Here is a 15280-nt window from a genome sequence, read left to right as displayed (position 1 = left end):
GGCCACACCCGAGTTGCGCGGATCTTGAGCTGTGCTTCCCCGCCCTGCGGTCCCGTTGTGCGTTCCCGCGATGCGTTCCCGCCGTGCGTCCCCGCCCTGCTCCGCGGCTCCCGGCCCTCCCCGGCCCGGGCCGCCCCGTGGCGAGGGGCGGACGGCGAACGGGTCGACGCGCGGCGGGCGGCGAACGGTTCCCGGGCGATCCGGAGGCGACGGGCGCTTTTGCGCGGTCCGCTTCCCGGCACGGGCGGTTCGTGTGCCGGTGCGACGGCCGGGCCCTCCGTACCATGGCGGCATGCGTCTTCTGGGAACGATCTCCGCCGACCGACCGCTGCTCGTCGTCGCCGTCCGGGAGGAGGCCGCCCACCTCGGCGACCACCTGCCGGTGCTGCTGACCGGCATCGGCAAGGTCAACGCCGCCGCCGCGCTGGCCACCGTCCTCGCCGACGGCCCGCACCCCTCCGAAGTCGTCAACCTCGGGACCGCCGGCGCCCTGCGCCCCGGCTGGGAGGGCACTCACACCGTCACCCAGGTGATCCAGCACGACCTCGACACCCCGACCCTCTACGCCCTGACCGGCCGCACCTACGGCGCCCCGCTGGTCGTCGGCAAGGGCGACGGCCCGGTGCTGGCCACCGGCGACCTCTTCGTCTCCGACCGGGCCGCCCGCGACCGCCTCGCCGAGCACGCGGACCTCGTCGACATGGAGGGCTACGCCGTGGCCACCGTCGCCCACCGCGCCGGACTGCCGGTCCGCCTGGTCAAGCACGTCAGCGACGAGGCGGGGGACGGCGCCGGCCACACCTGGCGGGAGACCGTCGACGACTGCGCCCGTCACCTCGCCGACTGGCTGCACAAGCAGGGCTGGTGACGGGAGGTCGGGTGTCGGACCGGCGGTTAGTGTGGCGAGATGACCGATGACGCCGCCGCCGGCGGGCCCACCGACCTGCGCCCGCCGGGGATCAACGCCGACGAGCACACCACGCTGCTCTCCTTCCTCGACTACCTGCGCGACTGCGTGATCGCCAAGACCGCGGGACTCTCCGACGAGGACGCCCGGCGGCCCGGTGTCGCCTCCGGCACCAGCCTGCTCTGGCTGGTGCGCCACCTCACCGCCGTCGAACTCAACTGGTTCCTCTGGGCCTACCGGGGCGACGAGGTCGAGCGGTGGGACGACGACGCGCCCTCGCCCGGCGACGAGACGGTGGCGGGGTCGGTCGCCGAGTACCGCGCGGCGATCGCCCGCGCCAACGAGGTGATCGCCGCGGCGGCCGACCGGCTCGACCGGCCCGGCGTGCGCTCGCTGCGCCCCAACGCCGAAGCGCCGTCGATGCGTTGGCTGCTGGTGCACATGATCGAGGAGACCGGCCGGCACGCCGGTCACGCCGACATCATCCGTGAGCGGCTGGACGGTTCGGTCGGCCGCTGACGGGGGCGGGTTGGGTGGTCGCTGACGGATAGTGGAATACTCCCCCGCGCAGTACCCGGCGCCGCTTCGGCGGTGCCGGGTGTTTTTCATACAGGGGGAATAGAAGTTCATGTCATCGACTGACAGAAATGTTGGCCGCCGTCGTACCGTGCGCACCGCCAGGACGGCCCTCGGGGCCTCGGCGCTGGCGCTGACGATGCTCACCACCGCGGCCTGCGGCCCGGACAACAGCTCGGCCGACTCGGCCGTGACGGCGGCGGCGGGTTCGGCCGGGGGGCCGAACCTGGGACTGCCCGCCAACCTCGACGACCTGAAGAAGTGGAAGTTCGAGGACTGGGAGAAGTGGGCGAAGGACTACGCCCTCCCGGCCGCCGCCAAGGGCTTCTGGACGCTGGACAAGCTGCTCAAGGCCAAGCCCAACGAGCCGATCGCGCCGCCGGCGCCGCCCACGGCCGCACCGACCCAGGCGCCGGCGCAGCCGCCCGCCCAGCCCGGGCAGCCCACCCAGGCGCCGGCGCAGCCCGGCACGCCGTCCGCCCCGACCGGCAAGCCGCCGGCGGGACAGCCGACCCAGCCGGGGCAGCCGACGCAGCCGCCCGCGGCGCCGAAGCCGTCCAACACCCAGCAGCCGGCCTCGCAGGCTCCGGCCCAGCCGCCGGCCCAGCCCGCGCAGCCGTCGCAGGCCCCGGCACAGCCGCCCGCCCAGCCGACCCAGGCCCCGGCCCAGCCCGGCCAGCCGTCGCAGGCCCCGGCGCAGCCGCCCGCCCAGCCCGCGCAGCCCGCCGACAACGGCAACGACCCGCTGCCCAAGACCGTCAACGCCCAGCCCCTCCCGCACCCGTACACCAAGCCCGGTGTGCACGGGAAGCTGTTCGCCGACAAGCCGGGCAGCGGCGCCGACGCCGCCGGCGGCCTGGGCCACTACCAGTGCTCCGCCACCGTGGTCGCCGACCCGGCCCACCCCGGCAAGAGCAACCTGGTGTGGACCGCCGGCCACTGCGTCCACCAGGGCAAGGCGGGGCAGTTCTACAGCAACATCTCCTTCATCCCGGCGTTCAACAGCACCGGCGCGCTGAGCGGCGGCAAGCAGGCGGAGGAGGCCCAGTACGCGCCGTACGGGGTCTGGAACGGCACCCAGGCGGTGACCTCCCCGCAGTGGAAGGCCGAGGGCGGCGAGAACGGCTCGCCGGCCACCCACTACGACTTCGCGATCGTCCGGGTGCAGCCCGCCGACGGCGGCAAGTCACTGGAGGAGACGGTCGGCGGCGCGGTGCCGGTCTGGTTCAACGCCCCGCGCGACCAGCTGAGCATCACCGAGTACGGCTACCCGGCGGCCCCGCCGTTCGACGGCATGGAGCTGAACCGCTGCGAGAGCGGCAAGCCGAGCCGGGTGTCCTACGACCCGACCCGCCCGCCGATGCTCGCCCTCGGCTGCAGCATGACCGGCGGTTCCAGCGGCGGTGGCTGGCTGACGGTGAAGGACGGCAAGCCGACGCTGGTCAGCAACGTCTCGGTCGGCAAGCACACCGGTGACCCGAAGTTCCAGGCCGGCCCGTACCTGGACGACGTGGCGGCCGGCGCGTACGACTTCATCTCCAAGAAGGGCTGACGCCCGCCGCACCGACCGCGACGGCCGCCCCCGCGCACCCTCCTCGGTGCGCGGGGGCGGCCGTCGCCCCGCCTCAGTCCGCGAACGCCGTCAGGTCGAGCGCGGCCAGCCGCTCCGGCTCGCTGAGCACGTCGATCGCCACGATCACGCCGCCCACCACGGTGAACGCCATGACCGACACCGGCCGGCCGTTGGCGCCGATCACCACGACGCCCGCCGCGCCGTTGACCAGCGCCGGGCGCGCGTACGGCGACAGGGCGCGGAACATGACCGCCTGCCCCGCGACCGTCCGGGCACCGGCCAGCAGCACCGGACGCCGCTCCCGGCCCGCGCCGCCGTCCGCCCGCAGCACCACCTCGGGGTCGAGGACGGCCAGCAGCGCGTCGAGGTCCCCGGTGCGGGTGGCGGCGAAGAACGCGTCGACGGCGACCCGCTGCCGGGCGAGGTCCCGGTCCGGCGCGGGCGCCCGGCCCCGCACCTTGCGGCGGGCCCGTGAGGCCAGCTGGCGGGTCGTGGCCGCCGTCCGCTCGATCAGCGGGGCGATCTCCTCGAACGGCACGGCGAACAGGTCGTGCAGCACGAACGCGACCCGCTCGGCGGGGGAGAGCGACTCCAGCACCACCATCAGCGCCAGCCCCACCGAGTCGGCGAGCAGCACCTCCTGCTCCGGATCCGGCGCGTCCGCCCGCCCGATCAGCGGGTCCGGTATCCGCGGCGGCTCCTCGACGCCCGCCTCGGTCCGCGACTCGAAGGACTCCTCGCGGCGCGACGCCCGCGCGCGCAACCGGTTGAGGCAGAGCCGCCCGATCACCGTGGTCAGCCAGCCGCCGAGGTTCTCCACCCCGGAGGTGTCCGTGCGGTCGTAGCGCAGCCAGGTGTCCTGGACGGCGTCCTCCGCCTCGGCGAGCGAGCCCAGCATCCGGTAGGCGACGGCCCGCAGCTGCGGCCGGTGCGCCTCGAACGGCTCCGCGTCCCCCATGGATCCGGCGGCCAGAGTTCTTTCGTCCACCCGTGTCACATTCCTTCGTCGCCGAGGGTCAAAGCTCCGGAACCACGAAACCTAACGGCTCCACCGGAGGCCCGGCTTCCGGTCGGCGAAGGAGAGACGACCATGACAAACCCGACCCGCTCGACCGGCGCCGTGAACCCGGCCGGCGCCCCTGTCCTGGTGACCGGCGGCACCGGCACCCTGGGTCGTCACGTGGTGCCGCTGCTGCGCGCGGCCGGGCAGGACGTCCGGGTGCTCACCCGCAACCCCCGCCCGGCCGCCGACGGCGTCGTGTACGCCGCCGGCGACCTGCTGAACGGCGAGGGCGTGGACGCGGCCCTGGCCGGCGTCGAGGTGGTGCTGCACCTGGCCGGCGACGCCAAGCACGACGAGGCCACCACTCGCACCCTGGTCGCCGCCGCCCGCCGGGCCGGGGTGCGGCACCTCGTCCACATCTCGGTGATCGCCGCCGACCGGGTGCCGCTCGGCTACTTCCGGGCCAAGCACGCGGCCGAGCGGGCGGTCGCCGAATCGGGCATCCCCTCCACCACGCTGCGCGCCGCCCAGTTCCACGACCTGACGCTCAGGACGGTGGCCGCGATGGCCAAGCTGCCCGTCGTCCCGGCGGTCAACGGCGTCCGCTGGGAACCGGTGGACGCCCGGGACGTCGCCGAGCGGCTGGTCGCGCTGGCCTCGGCGGCACCCGCCGGGCTCGTCCCGGACCTCGCCGGCCCGGCCGTGCGTACGCTCGGCGACCTGACCCGCGACTACCTGGCGGCCGCCGGCAGGCGCCGCCCGGTGCTGGCGCTGCGCGTGCCCGGCACGGTGGGCCGCTGCTACCGGGAGGGCGCCAACCTGGCCGCGCCCGGCGCCGATCGGGGCGCCCGCAGCTGGGAGGCGTTCCTGGCCGAGACCTTCCCGGCTCGCGCGCGCGAGGTCGCCACCGGCCGGGTCAGGACCAGCTGACGGTGGCCGGCTCGCCGGTCCTGGCCGCCGTGACCACCGCCTCGGTGGTCACCACCTTGGCGAACCGCATCGCGTGCAGCACCGCCCCGGTGGCGCGGGTGAGTTCGGCGGCGGGGACGGTCACGCCGTCCGGGCCGGTCAGGTCGAAGGCGTGCATGGCGTCGAGCGGGAAGACCGCGTCGTAGCCGAGGTTGCCCGCCATCCGCGCCGTGGTCTCGTTGCAGACGTTGGTGATGATCCCGGTGATCACCACCTGCCGGGCACCCCGCTCCTGGAGCCAGGCGTGCAGGTCCGGGGTGCCGTAGAAGGCGCTGTTCACCGTCTTGGTGATGTGCAGGTCGGGCGTGATCGCCGCCACGAAGTCCTTCAGCTCGTACCCCGGCGTGCCCGTCGCGAGCGGGCCGGCCGGGGAGGCGTGCTGCACGGTCACGACCGGCCGTCCGGTGGCCTGCCACACCTCGATCAGCTCGCCGATCCGCTGCTCGGCCCCGGGGTTGTCGCGCTCGCCCCAGAAGGTGTGGTCCTCGAAGCCCTTCTGGACGTCGATGACGACCAGGACGGCGTCGGAGTCGATGGTGAGCGGGGCGTCGAGGGCGCTGGTGTTCGTCATGCGTCCATGCTGCGGCGGGCCCGGGCGCCGCCGTGAGCGGCAGTGGAGCCACCCATCGATACGATCCTGCCACTACGGGTCCTGCCACTACGATCCCGTCCATGCGGACGGTGGGATGCGTGATCTTCGACGATGTCCGGCCCTTCGACTACGCCGTGATCGGCGAGGTCTGGGCGAACCGGGAGAGCCGCCCCGGCCTGCCCGCGTTCGAGCTGCGGATCTGCGGACCGGAGGGCGCCCGGGTCCGGTTCGCCGGCGGGCTGGAGCGCGTCCCGGACTTCGGGCTGGACGCGCTCGCCGACTGCGACCTGGTCGTCGTGCCCGGCATGCAACGGCCCGCCGAGCCCGCCGACCCCGCCGTCCTCACCGCCCTGCGCGCCGCCCACGAGCACGGCGTCACCCTCGCCTCGCTCTGCGCGGGCTCCTTCCTGCTCGCCGAGGCCGGCCTCCTCGACGGCCGCGCCGCCACCACCCACTGGGCGTTCACCGATCTGCTGGCCCGCCGCTTCCCGGCGGTGGACGTCCGCCCCGAGGTGCTGTTCACCGGCGAGGACCGGCTCTGGACCTCCGCCGGGGTGGCGGCCGGCATCGACCTCTGCCTGCACCTGGTCCGCGCCGCCCACGGCGAACGCGCGGCCGCGGCCATCGCCCGCGCCATGGTCACCGCACCCTTCCGCTCCGGCGGGCAGGCCCAGTTCATCCCCTCCCCGGTCCCGGAGCCCGCCGACTCCGACGACCCCCTGGCGCGCGTCCGCACCGAGGTCCTCGCGGCCCTGGACACCCCCTGGACCGTGCGCCGGATGGCCGCCCTCGCCGTCATGTCCGAACGCACCTTCGCCCGCCACTTCGCCGCCACCACCGGCACCACCCCGCTGCGCTGGCTCCTCGACCAGCGCGTCCTCACCGCCCAGCACCTCCTGGAGGACACCGACCTCCCCGTCGACACGGTCGCCACGCGCTGCGGCTTCTCCTCCGCAGTCTCCCTGCGCCCACCCTTCACCGCCCGCCTGGGCATCCCGCCGAGGGAGTACCGGCGGACGTTCCGGGGGCGTGACGTGGGGTGATGGCGGTGATCTGGTGATCCGTCAAACTCCCTGACGTGCTTGTCGGGTGGCGCTAACATTCAGCGACCGAAGCCCTGGGAGTTGGATTGAACGTCTTTCCTTCGGAAGCCGAACGGTACGCGAGCGAGGCCTGTGACCTGCCGGCCTTCGGTGGCCTCAGCCTGGTGCAGACCAGGAAGGATCTGCAGGAACTCCTCGGGAAGATCGGCAGCTTCGGCTTCTTCGACGAGTACACCAAGCACGACATCTCGCACATCGACGCGATGCTCGCCAAACTCGACTGGCTGGTCACGGCGAAGACCCGCGAAGCGATGACGCCGGCGGACTGGCTGCTGGTCGTGCTGGCGGTCTACTTCCACGACCTCGGCATGCTGGTCACCAAGAGTGAGTACCAGCGCCGGGAGGAGTCCGACTTCCCGCAGTTCCGGCAGGAGGCCCTCGATGCCTCGGACCCCGACGGCCGGGACTACCTGGCGCGGCTGAACGTGCTGGGTGCGGAGGAACGGGAGAAGTTCCTCTACCAGGAGTTCGTGCGCCACCACCACGCCGCGAGGGTGCGGAAGTGGATCACGGGGGACTTCTCTCCGAACCTGGGCGCGACGGACAAGGTCGTCACGGAGATCCAGGACCTCCTTCGGCAGGTCGAGCCGGTCTTCCGGGCGGACTTGGCCAAGGTGTGCGAGAGCCACCACCTGGACGACCTCTACGACATGAAGAAGTTCCCGGTCGAGCGCTACTACGGCTCCTCGGAGCGAGAGCGGGCCAACGTCCAGTTCGCGGCGATCCTGCTCCGTTCGGCCGACCTCCTGCATATCACGAGTGACCGCACCCCGTCGGTGGCCTTCCGGGTCTTCAACCCGATGGACCCGATCAGCCAGAACGAGTGGGCCAAGCAACGCGCGGTCCGGGCCGTCGTCGCCATGAAGGGGTTGAACAAGGACGGGGTGCCCTCCGAGGACGCGCCACAGGACACCGTCGCTGTCCACGCGAGGTTCACCGTCGAGAACGGCTTCTTCGGCCTCACCTCCTACCTGAAGTACGCGGAGGAGCAACTGCGGCTGAGCCACACCTGGGCGCAACGCGCCAACACGAGGGAAGGCTCGAAGTACTTCTTCCCCTGGCGGTCCATCGACACGAGCCACGTGGAGGCAGAGGGGTTCCTCACCGAGGCCTTCCAGTTCACCATCGATCACCAGAAGATCCTGGATCTCCTCACCGGCCACACCCTGTACAACGACACCAACGTGGTCCTGCGAGAACTCCTTCAGAACTCGATCGACGCCGTGCGGCTCCAGCACGGTGCGCGGTCGTCCGAGCTCGGGAGGGTCGAGGTCCGCTGGGACAGCGCCGAGCGGTCGCTGGAGATCTGCGACAACGGCACGGGCATGACGCAGAGCGTTATCGAGAACAACCTCCTGAAGGCCGGTTCCAGCCGCTACCAGGACCCGGAGTTCAGGAAGCAGAACCCCGACTTCAATCCCATCAGCCGCTTCGGCATCGGCGTGCTCTCGACCTTCATGGTGGCCGACCAGGTCGAGATCATCACATGCCACCCGGAGGAGGAGAAGGCTCGGCAGTTGTCCTTGCGCTCGGTGCACGGCCAGTACCTGGTGCGTACGCTCGACAAGAGCCAGGACGTGCCCGAGAGGATCCGACCCCACGGGACGATCGTGCGGCTGACGCTCAGGCCGAGCGCCGAGTTGGAGAGCGTAACCGCGACTGCTCAGCACTTCGTGGTCCTGCCCGAGTGCAAGGTCACGGTTCGAGAAGGTGACAGTGTTGAGCACGTTGGATATGCCTCCGTCGGAGAGGCGCTGAGGGACTCGATCGCGCGATCGAACCCCGGTCTTGCTCGGGACCTCGAAAGAGGAAAGGTCAGGATTGTCGAGCGCAGTATTGGAAATATGACTTTCGCGTATGCCGTCTATTGGAACGAGCACTTCAGGGAGTGGATGTTCCAACAGGAAGTCTCGGGCCTGAGGAACTCTGTGGCACCGGAAATCTTTGCGTCCGGAATCTGCATTGCCGGAATTCGAGTGGAGGCGACGACGCCTGGATTTCGAGGCCCCGGCCCTGTCGTCGCACTTGTCAATACCTTCGGCGAAAATTCACCGCGAACCAATGTTGCGAGGTCGGCGCTCGAGCCGACTCCGGAGCGGGAGAGTTTTATTAGATCATGCTATTCGGTCTATTGTGATCACGTCATCGAGGAGATGAATTCGCTCCAGTCGGAGCGCGGGCATTCGATCACTTGGGCGACGCAAGAAGCAGTTTATATCGCAAGGCCACTCATGGCCCCTTGGCCGGCATTTCGCGCGACGGCAATATTGCCGAACCTGCTTCACGAGGAGCTCCGGCGTGTCCCCTTCTTCCTTGTCGAGAAGGATGGCGCGAGGAGGAATGCCGCAGTGGACGAGCTGCTTGAGTTGTCGGAGATCGATACGCTCGAGAGTGCGGTGACCGACCACGTCGAGTCCCTCCTGAGGGAGCTGCCCGGAGGGACCCGGGAATCAGTTCTCGCGCTCATGGGTGCGCGATCGCATGACGGCGCCTCGCTTCTCTGTACTCGGCTCGGAAATTTCGCAGATGTTGACGAAATGTTTCTTTCCGGATGGGAAGTAGGCGGGGTCTCCGGTGATGTCAAGAATCGTGCGTGCAGCGTCAGGTGGGTAAGAAAGGGGCAGGGGCGGCCTCCTCGTTGGGTGGATGCGCAGCGGGTGCGAACCATCGCAGAATTCTTCGAGAGGGAGAACGACGGATACGGACTTTCTTCGAAGATGGTCAGAATTCCGTTGCGTGACGTGGTGGAAGACGGGTTCGCGCAGGACATGCGCGGCTTCATGCTGGGCGGCACGAAATACCTCTTGCCAGGTCATCCTTGGCAGGAGATGGTGGATGAAATCTTGGAATCCAAATCGGAGGGCTCGCCCGACCGGCTTGCGCTGCTTTCCTGGCTGATCTCTCAGTGGCTCGATGCTGTTGAAAACCGGCAGAAGGTGGCGGGCAGAAGGGCTGTTTCGGTCGCCGAGCTGGGGGAGTATCTGCGGCGACTGGACGCTATTGAATTGGTGGACTGGAAGAAGTTCTCCGCGATCTCCCGGTCCGAGGAGGGTGTGGTGGAGTTCTTTGACACCAGAAAGTGGCAGCGACCCGGGAGGAAGGCATGACCATGGGGGGCGAGGATGCGACGCGCCCCGACCCCCGCGTCACGGCGGCGGGGGATCTGCGGGCGGTGCGGTTGCCGGATCTGTCGAACACGGCGGATCTGCGGGTGGGGCTGCGGGAGCTGTACCTGTGGGTGGAGGCCTACGCGGTCGAGTCGATCAACTGGTACACCGAGGAGAAGGTGTCCAAGGCGCGGTGGTCGAAGTTCCTGCGGGTGGCGGCGGTGCTCAGCATCGCCGGGGGGACGGTGACGCCGGTGGTGGCGGTGGGAATGGGGTGGGCGGGGGAGTCGATCTGGGGGTACGGGCTGATCGGGATCGGCGCGTGCTTCGTGGCGATGGACCGGGTGTACGGCTACTCGTCCGCGTGGATGCGGTACGTGTCGACGGCGATGGCGCTGAACCGCCAGCTGGTGCGGTTCCAGGCGGCCTGGCCGCGGATCGAGGCGCGGTTCGCGGCGGATCCCAGTCAGGAGGGGTTCGCGGCCGCGGCCCAGGAGTTGGCGCGGTTCGTGGATGAGTTCGCGTTGGTGGTGGAGAACGAGACGATGATGTGGGTGGCCGAATTCCAGAGCCACCTGGTGCAGTTGGAGTCGGGGGCGGTGCCGGCGCTGCCTTCGCAGACTTCGCGTTAGCGGTCGGCGGTGGCGGCGTCGATGCGGGGGGTGAGGCCGTCGAGGAGGGTGGCGAGGCCGAGTTCGAAGAGGGCGTCGAGGTCGAGGTCGTAGCCGTCGGTGAGTTCGGCCGTCAGGCGGGTGAAGACCGGGAAGCGGGTGGCGGCGCCGGGGGTGGCGAAGGCGGCGAGGCGGGTGTCGGTCCACTGGTCGTCGGTGAGGCCGGTGGTGGCGCGGGCCTGGGTCTCGCGTTCGAGGTTCACGGCGATGCCCTCGACGTGGCTGTAGAGCAGGACGTGGATGTCGAGCGCGGCCGTGGGGGAGAGGCCGTGGCCGTCGAGGGCGGCGAGCGCCCACTCGGCGTGGGTGAGCAGGTTGGGGAGCAGCAACGGGCGGGTGAGCGGGCTGAGGTGGGCGAGCCAGGGGTGGCGGCGGAAGAGGGTCCACAGGGTGCGGGCGCCGAGTTCCAGGCGGGGGCGCCAGCCGGTGGGGGGATCGGCGGGGTAGCCGGCCTCGCCGAAGGCGGCGTCGGCGGCGAGGAGGACGAGTTCGTCTTTGCTGGTGACGTACCGGTACACGGACATCGCGGAGACGCCGAGCCGGGCGGCGACGGCGCGCATCGAGAGGGCGGCGAGCCCTTCGGCGTCGGCGATCTCCAGGGCCGCGTGGATCAGTCGGTCGCGGCTGAACTCCACAGACGTGGTGGCGGGTTGGGACGTCGATGGGGCGGTGGCGACCACGGTGCCGATCCTGGGGCGGGCCTCCACCAGGCCTTCCTGGCGCAGCACGGTGAGGGCCTTGGTGGCGGTGGCGAGGGCGACGCCCCAGTCCTGGGCGAGCCGCCGGTTGGAGGGGACGCGGTCGCCGGGGGCGAGTTCGCCGCTGGTGATGCGGCGCCGGAGGTCGGCGGCGATGCGCCGGAACGGCGGGTCCGTCTCGGGGGCCATGGTGTCGTCCTTCTCCGCCGTCGTCGCCGTGACTGTACTAGCGCAGACGCTACCAGGGAGGATCGCCGGATTCGGCCCGCTGTACTAGCTCAGATGGTGCTTTGACCTGCATGTTTGTACGTTGCAAGCGCATTCTGTACGTCGTACATTCAGAGACCTCGCGGCGTACGGGAACGCCGCGCCGACACCCTTGGGGGCCCACGCGTGCAGAACGTCCTCGTCTCCGGCGGCGGAATCGCCGGTACCGTCCTCGCCCACTGGCTGGCCCGCCGCGGCTTCGCGCCGACGGTCGTCGAGCAGGCCCCCGCCCCGCGCTCCGGCGGTCAGGCGATCGACATCCGCGGCACCGCCCTCGACGTGATCGACCGGATGGGCCTCACCGAGCGGGTGCGCGCCGTCCGCACCCGGATGCGCGGCATGTCCGTGCTCGACGCCGACGGCACCGAGGTGCACCGCTCGACCGGGGCGACGTTCAGCAGCGGCCGGCTCGACAGCGGGGACGTCGAGCTGCTGCGCAGCGACCTGCTCACTCTCCTGCACCAACACGCCCTGGACGGCGTCGAGTTCGTCCACGGCGACAGCATCGCCGCACTGCGCGAGGACGAGCGCGGCGTGCATGCCTCCTTCACCCACGGGCAGCCCCGCACCTTCGACCTGGTGGTCGGCGCCGACGGCCTCCACTCGCGAGTGCGCCGGCTGGCCTTCGGCCCGGAGGGGGAGTTCCTGCGCCCGCTCGGCACCCACCTCGCGGTCTTCTCCGCCGACAACTTTCTCGGCCTGGAGGACTGGCAGCTCTGGCAGCGCGACGGCGACGCCGGCTACGGCGTCTACCCGGTGCGCGGCAACCGCGAGCTGCGGGTCTGCTTCGGCTGGGCGGACGACGCGCCCGCCGAGCGCGACCCCGCGGCGGCGCGCGAGCGGGTCGCCGAGCGGATGGGCGCGCTGCGCTGGGAGACGCCGCGCCTGCTGGACGCGCTGCACCGCTCGACCGACTTCTACGCCGACGTGATGGCCCAGGTCCACCTGGACGCGTGGTCCACCGGCCGCACCGTCCTGGTCGGCGACGCCGGCTACTGCGCCTCCCCGCTCTCCGGCCAGGGCACCGGCCTCGCCCTGGTCGGCGCCTACGTCCTCGCCGACGAGCTCGCCGCAGGGCCGGACCACCGCGCCGCCTTCGCGCGCTACGAGCGGCGGATGCGCCCGTTCGTCGCCCTCAACCAGGCCCTCGCCACCGAGAACCCCGGCGGCCCGGCGGCCGAGGAGTCGGTCGAGCGGGCGAAGAACGCGATCACCCTGGACGCCGCGTAGGCCCCCGCAGCGGGTGCGGGGCGGGCACGGGGCGGGGGGTGCGGGTGCCGGGCACCCCGCTCCGGCCCGATACCCTTGGGTTTCATGACCGAGGTATCCCGTCCCGTCCGCGTCCGTTTCGCTCCGAGCCCCACCGGCATGTTCCACGTCGGCGGTGCCCGCTCGGCGCTCTACAACTGGGCGACGGCACGACAGCAGGGCGGTGTCTTCGTCCTGCGGATCGAGGACACCGACGCAGCCCGCAACAAGCCCGAGTGGACCGACGGCATCATCAGTGCCCTCGCCGCGATCGGCATCCACGAGGGCGACCCGGGCTTCGAGGGCCCGTACTTCCAGTCCGCCAACGCCGACAGCCACCGCGCCGCCGCCGAGAAGCTGTACGCGGCCGGCCGGGCCTACTACTGCGACTGCACCCGCGAGCAGGCCGCCGAGCGCTCCGGCTCCGCCCAGACCGGCTACGACGGCTTCTGCCGCGAGCGGGGCCTGGAGTACGCCGAGGGCCGCGCGCTGCGCTTCCGCACCCCGGACGAGGGCACCACCGTCGTGGTGGACCTCATCCGCGGTGAGCCGGCCTTCCCGAACTCCGCGATCGAGGACTTCGTCATCGCCCGCGGTGACGGCAGCCCGGTGTTCCTGCTGGCCAACGTGGTCGACGACCTGGAGCAGGGCGTCACGGAGGTCATCCGCGGCGAGGAGCACCTGTCGAACACCCCGAAGCAGCAGCTGCTGTGGGAGGCGCTCGGCGCCGTCCCGCCGGTCTGGGCGCACCTGCCGGTGATCGTCAACGAGAAGCGGCAGAAGCTGTCCAAGCGCCGTGACAAGGTGGCGCTGGAGGACTACCTGGCCGAGGGCTACCTGCCCGAGGCGATGGTGAACTACCTGATGCTGCTGGGCTGGGGCCCGAAGGACGACGTCGAGATCCGTCCGTACGCCGAGCTGGAGCAGCTGTTCCGGATCTCCGAGGTGAACGCGGCCTCGGCCTTCTTCGACGTGCAGAAGCTGCGCTCGTTCAACGGCGAGTACATCCGCGCGCTGTCGGTGGACGCGTTCATCGACGCGACCGCGCCGTACCTGGCCGCCGACCGGGCGCCGTGGCCGGCCGAGGCCTTCGACGCCGCGGCCTACGCCGAGCTGGCGCCGCTCGCGCAGTCCCGGATCGCGGTGCTGAGCGAGATCGTCGAGCAGGTCGACTTCCTGTTCCTGGCCGAGCCGGTCCAGGACGAGCAGTCGTGGGCGAAGGCGATGAAGAACAAGGACGTCGCGCTCGCCCTGCTGGGCACCGCCCGCGAGAAGCTCGCCGCGCTGGAGGCCTGGCAGGCCGCCGCGCTGAAGGAGGAGCTGGAGGCCGTGGCCGCCGAGCACGGGCTGAAGCTGGGCAAGGCGCAGGCGCCGATCCGGGTCGCGGTCACCGGCCGCACGGTGGGCCTGCCGCTGTTCGAGTCGCTGGAGGTGCTGGGCCGCGAGCGGACCCTGGCCCGTCTGGACGCGGCGGCGGAGCGCCTGGCCGCCTGACGCGCAGGGCAACGCCTTCCGAGGGCCGTACTCCGCTGGTGCGGGGTGCGGCCCTCGGGCGTGCTCGGGGCCCTGGCGAAGTGGAAATTGACCCATGATTTCGAGAGGAGAATGCACCCCAGGTCAGGTCGATCGAGTCCCTAGAGTGATCATCACAAGGTCGCGGCAGGGGAGCCGGGACCGCCCGAGACCGGGGAGACCACCGTGAACGCCGCACCGCTGAAGCCGCTGCTGACCCGCGCTGCCACCGCCGAGACCACCAGCGACCCGAGCAGCGTGATGACCCTGCTCGCCGACTGCGGCACCGACGGCAGCCCGATCACCAGCTACCGCTCCACCTTCGCCAAGGGCGCGGTCGGCGCGCCGGCCCACTTCCACACCCGGGCCTCCGAGCTGTTCTTCGTGATCGGCGGCTCGCTCCAGGTCCTGCTGGACGAGAAGGTCGAACTGCTTGGCGCCGGTGACTTCCTGCTTGTCCCGCCGCACACCCCGCACGCCTTTGCCGCCGCCCCCGGCTCCGAGGCCGACGTCCTGTTCGTCTTCACCCCGGGCATGCCGCGCTTCGACTACCTGCGCCTGCTCGGCCGGGTGATGCGGGGCGAGGCGAGCCCGCAGGAGATCAAGGACTCCTCCGAGCGGTACGACAACCACTACGTGGACAGCCCGCTGTGGCGCGCCACCCTGGAGGCGGCGGCCGGTGCCGAGGTGTGAGGCCGGCACGGTTGCGCAGGAAGTCGGACCGGCCGACTTCCTGCGCGGCGGGTCCTACTTGACGTACACGGAGGAGCCGAACTCCTGGGTCGTCCCGCCACCGGGGGGAACGACCGCGATCACGTTGCCGGTACAGTTCGGGCCGCTGTACACGAGGGCGAACCCGTCGGTCTCGTTGAACACGATGAGCGGGGCGATCGTCGAGTTGTAGCAGCCGCTCGGGTTGGTGATGACCGTGTCCGGCGCGATGACGAGTTCTCCGGTGGCGGCGAGGGCCGTGGTGGGCAGGGCGAGGGCCGCGGTCCCGGCGGCGGCGAGGGTGCCGAGAACGGTCGCGAGACGTCGCATGGATGCTGCTCCT

Annotated in this window: 14 protein-coding genes; 10 read left to right on the top strand and 4 right to left on the bottom strand. The window is 71.2% G+C overall.

Annotated elements, in window-relative coordinates; translation table 11 throughout:
* Positions 1-292: 292 nt before the first annotated feature.
* The 3 genes from ACFVVU_RS12035 (at position 293) to ACFVVU_RS12025 (ending at position 3035) form a co-directional block, all read left to right on the top strand.
* Complete coding sequence (locus tag ACFVVU_RS12035; protein ID WP_387789532.1) at positions 293-868, top strand: nucleosidase; 576 nt, start codon at positions 293-295, stop codon at positions 866-868.
* Positions 869-907: 39 nt separating this feature from the next.
* Entirely contained in the window at positions 908-1426 is a 519-nt protein-coding gene (locus ACFVVU_RS12030) for a DinB family protein (protein WP_380685024.1), read from the top strand.
* Between the two features lie 148 nt (positions 1427-1574).
* Positions 1575-3035 (top strand): trypsin-like serine peptidase, encoded by a 1461-nt coding sequence (locus tag ACFVVU_RS12025; protein ID WP_387789530.1) that lies wholly within the window; start codon positions 1575-1577, stop codon positions 3033-3035.
* 73 nt (positions 3036-3108) lie between these two features.
* Here ACFVVU_RS12025 and ACFVVU_RS12020 read toward each other — a convergent pair whose 3' ends face one another.
* Positions 3109-4014: a sigma-70 family RNA polymerase sigma factor gene (locus ACFVVU_RS12020; RefSeq protein ID WP_380683654.1), complete on the bottom strand. Its 906-nt coding sequence runs from the start codon at positions 4012-4014 to the stop codon at positions 3109-3111.
* 132 nt (positions 4015-4146) lie between these two features.
* On the opposite strand from ACFVVU_RS12020, the gene ACFVVU_RS12015 reads away from it, so the two are divergent.
* Positions 4147-4989 carry an SDR family oxidoreductase gene (locus ACFVVU_RS12015; RefSeq protein WP_380683640.1) on the top strand — a complete coding sequence of 281 codons (843 nt, stop codon included), beginning with the start codon at positions 4147-4149 and terminating at the stop codon, positions 4987-4989.
* Here the strand turns inward: ACFVVU_RS12015 and ACFVVU_RS12010 are convergent.
* A complete protein-coding gene (locus ACFVVU_RS12010) occupies positions 4976-5599 on the bottom strand; it encodes a cysteine hydrolase family protein (protein ID WP_380683641.1) in 624 nt (207 codons plus the stop codon). The two genes, ACFVVU_RS12015 and ACFVVU_RS12010, sit on opposite strands and share 14 nt — an antisense overlap.
* 101 nt (positions 5600-5700) lie before the next feature.
* On the opposite strand from ACFVVU_RS12010, the gene ACFVVU_RS12005 reads away from it, so the two are divergent.
* From ACFVVU_RS12005 to ACFVVU_RS11995, 3 genes are all read left to right on the top strand, one after another.
* Entirely contained in the window at positions 5701-6663 is a 963-nt protein-coding gene (locus ACFVVU_RS12005) for a GlxA family transcriptional regulator (RefSeq protein ID WP_387789528.1), read from the top strand.
* Between the two features lie 86 nt (positions 6664-6749).
* On the top strand, positions 6750-9830 hold the full coding sequence (locus tag ACFVVU_RS12000; protein WP_387789526.1) for an ATP-binding protein: 3081 nt from the start codon (positions 6750-6752) through the stop codon (positions 9828-9830).
* Complete coding sequence (locus ACFVVU_RS11995; RefSeq protein ID WP_387789525.1) at positions 9827-10462, top strand: SLATT domain-containing protein; 636 nt, start codon at positions 9827-9829, stop codon at positions 10460-10462. Before ACFVVU_RS12000 ends, ACFVVU_RS11995 begins: the two co-directional genes overlap by 4 nt.
* Here the strand turns inward: ACFVVU_RS11995 and ACFVVU_RS11990 are convergent.
* Positions 10459-11388, bottom strand: a complete 930-nt coding sequence (locus ACFVVU_RS11990; protein WP_387789523.1) for a GntR family transcriptional regulator — start codon at positions 11386-11388, stop codon at positions 10459-10461. The genes ACFVVU_RS11995 and ACFVVU_RS11990 overlap by 4 nt on opposite strands.
* A 204-nt stretch (positions 11389-11592) precedes the next feature.
* Here ACFVVU_RS11990 and ACFVVU_RS11985 point away from each other — a divergent pair, with 204 nt between their 5' ends.
* The 3 genes from ACFVVU_RS11985 (at position 11593) to ACFVVU_RS11975 (ending at position 14919) form a co-directional block, all read left to right on the top strand.
* Entirely contained in the window at positions 11593-12696 is a 1104-nt protein-coding gene (locus ACFVVU_RS11985) for an FAD-dependent monooxygenase (RefSeq protein WP_387789521.1), read from the top strand.
* A 138-nt stretch (positions 12697-12834) separates the two neighbouring features.
* Complete coding sequence (gene gltX, locus ACFVVU_RS11980; RefSeq protein WP_387789591.1) at positions 12835-14208, top strand: glutamate--tRNA ligase; 1374 nt, start codon at positions 12835-12837, stop codon at positions 14206-14208.
* Between the two features lie 204 nt (positions 14209-14412).
* Positions 14413-14919, top strand: a complete 507-nt coding sequence (locus ACFVVU_RS11975) for a cupin domain-containing protein (RefSeq protein ID WP_387789519.1) — start codon at positions 14413-14415, stop codon at positions 14917-14919.
* A 54-nt stretch (positions 14920-14973) separates the two neighbouring features.
* On the opposite strand, the gene ACFVVU_RS11970 is transcribed toward ACFVVU_RS11975, so the two are convergent.
* Positions 14974-15267, bottom strand: a complete 294-nt coding sequence (locus ACFVVU_RS11970; RefSeq protein WP_380683649.1) for a hypothetical protein — start codon at positions 15265-15267, stop codon at positions 14974-14976.
* Positions 15268-15280 lie beyond the last annotated feature (13 nt).

Source organism: Kitasatospora sp. NPDC057965 (genome assembly GCF_042887135.1).
GTDB lineage: Bacteria > Actinomycetota > Actinomycetes > Streptomycetales > Streptomycetaceae > Kitasatospora.
The sequence above is the reverse complement of the archived record's forward strand: the minus strand, read 5'-3'. Positions and strand labels throughout refer to the sequence as shown.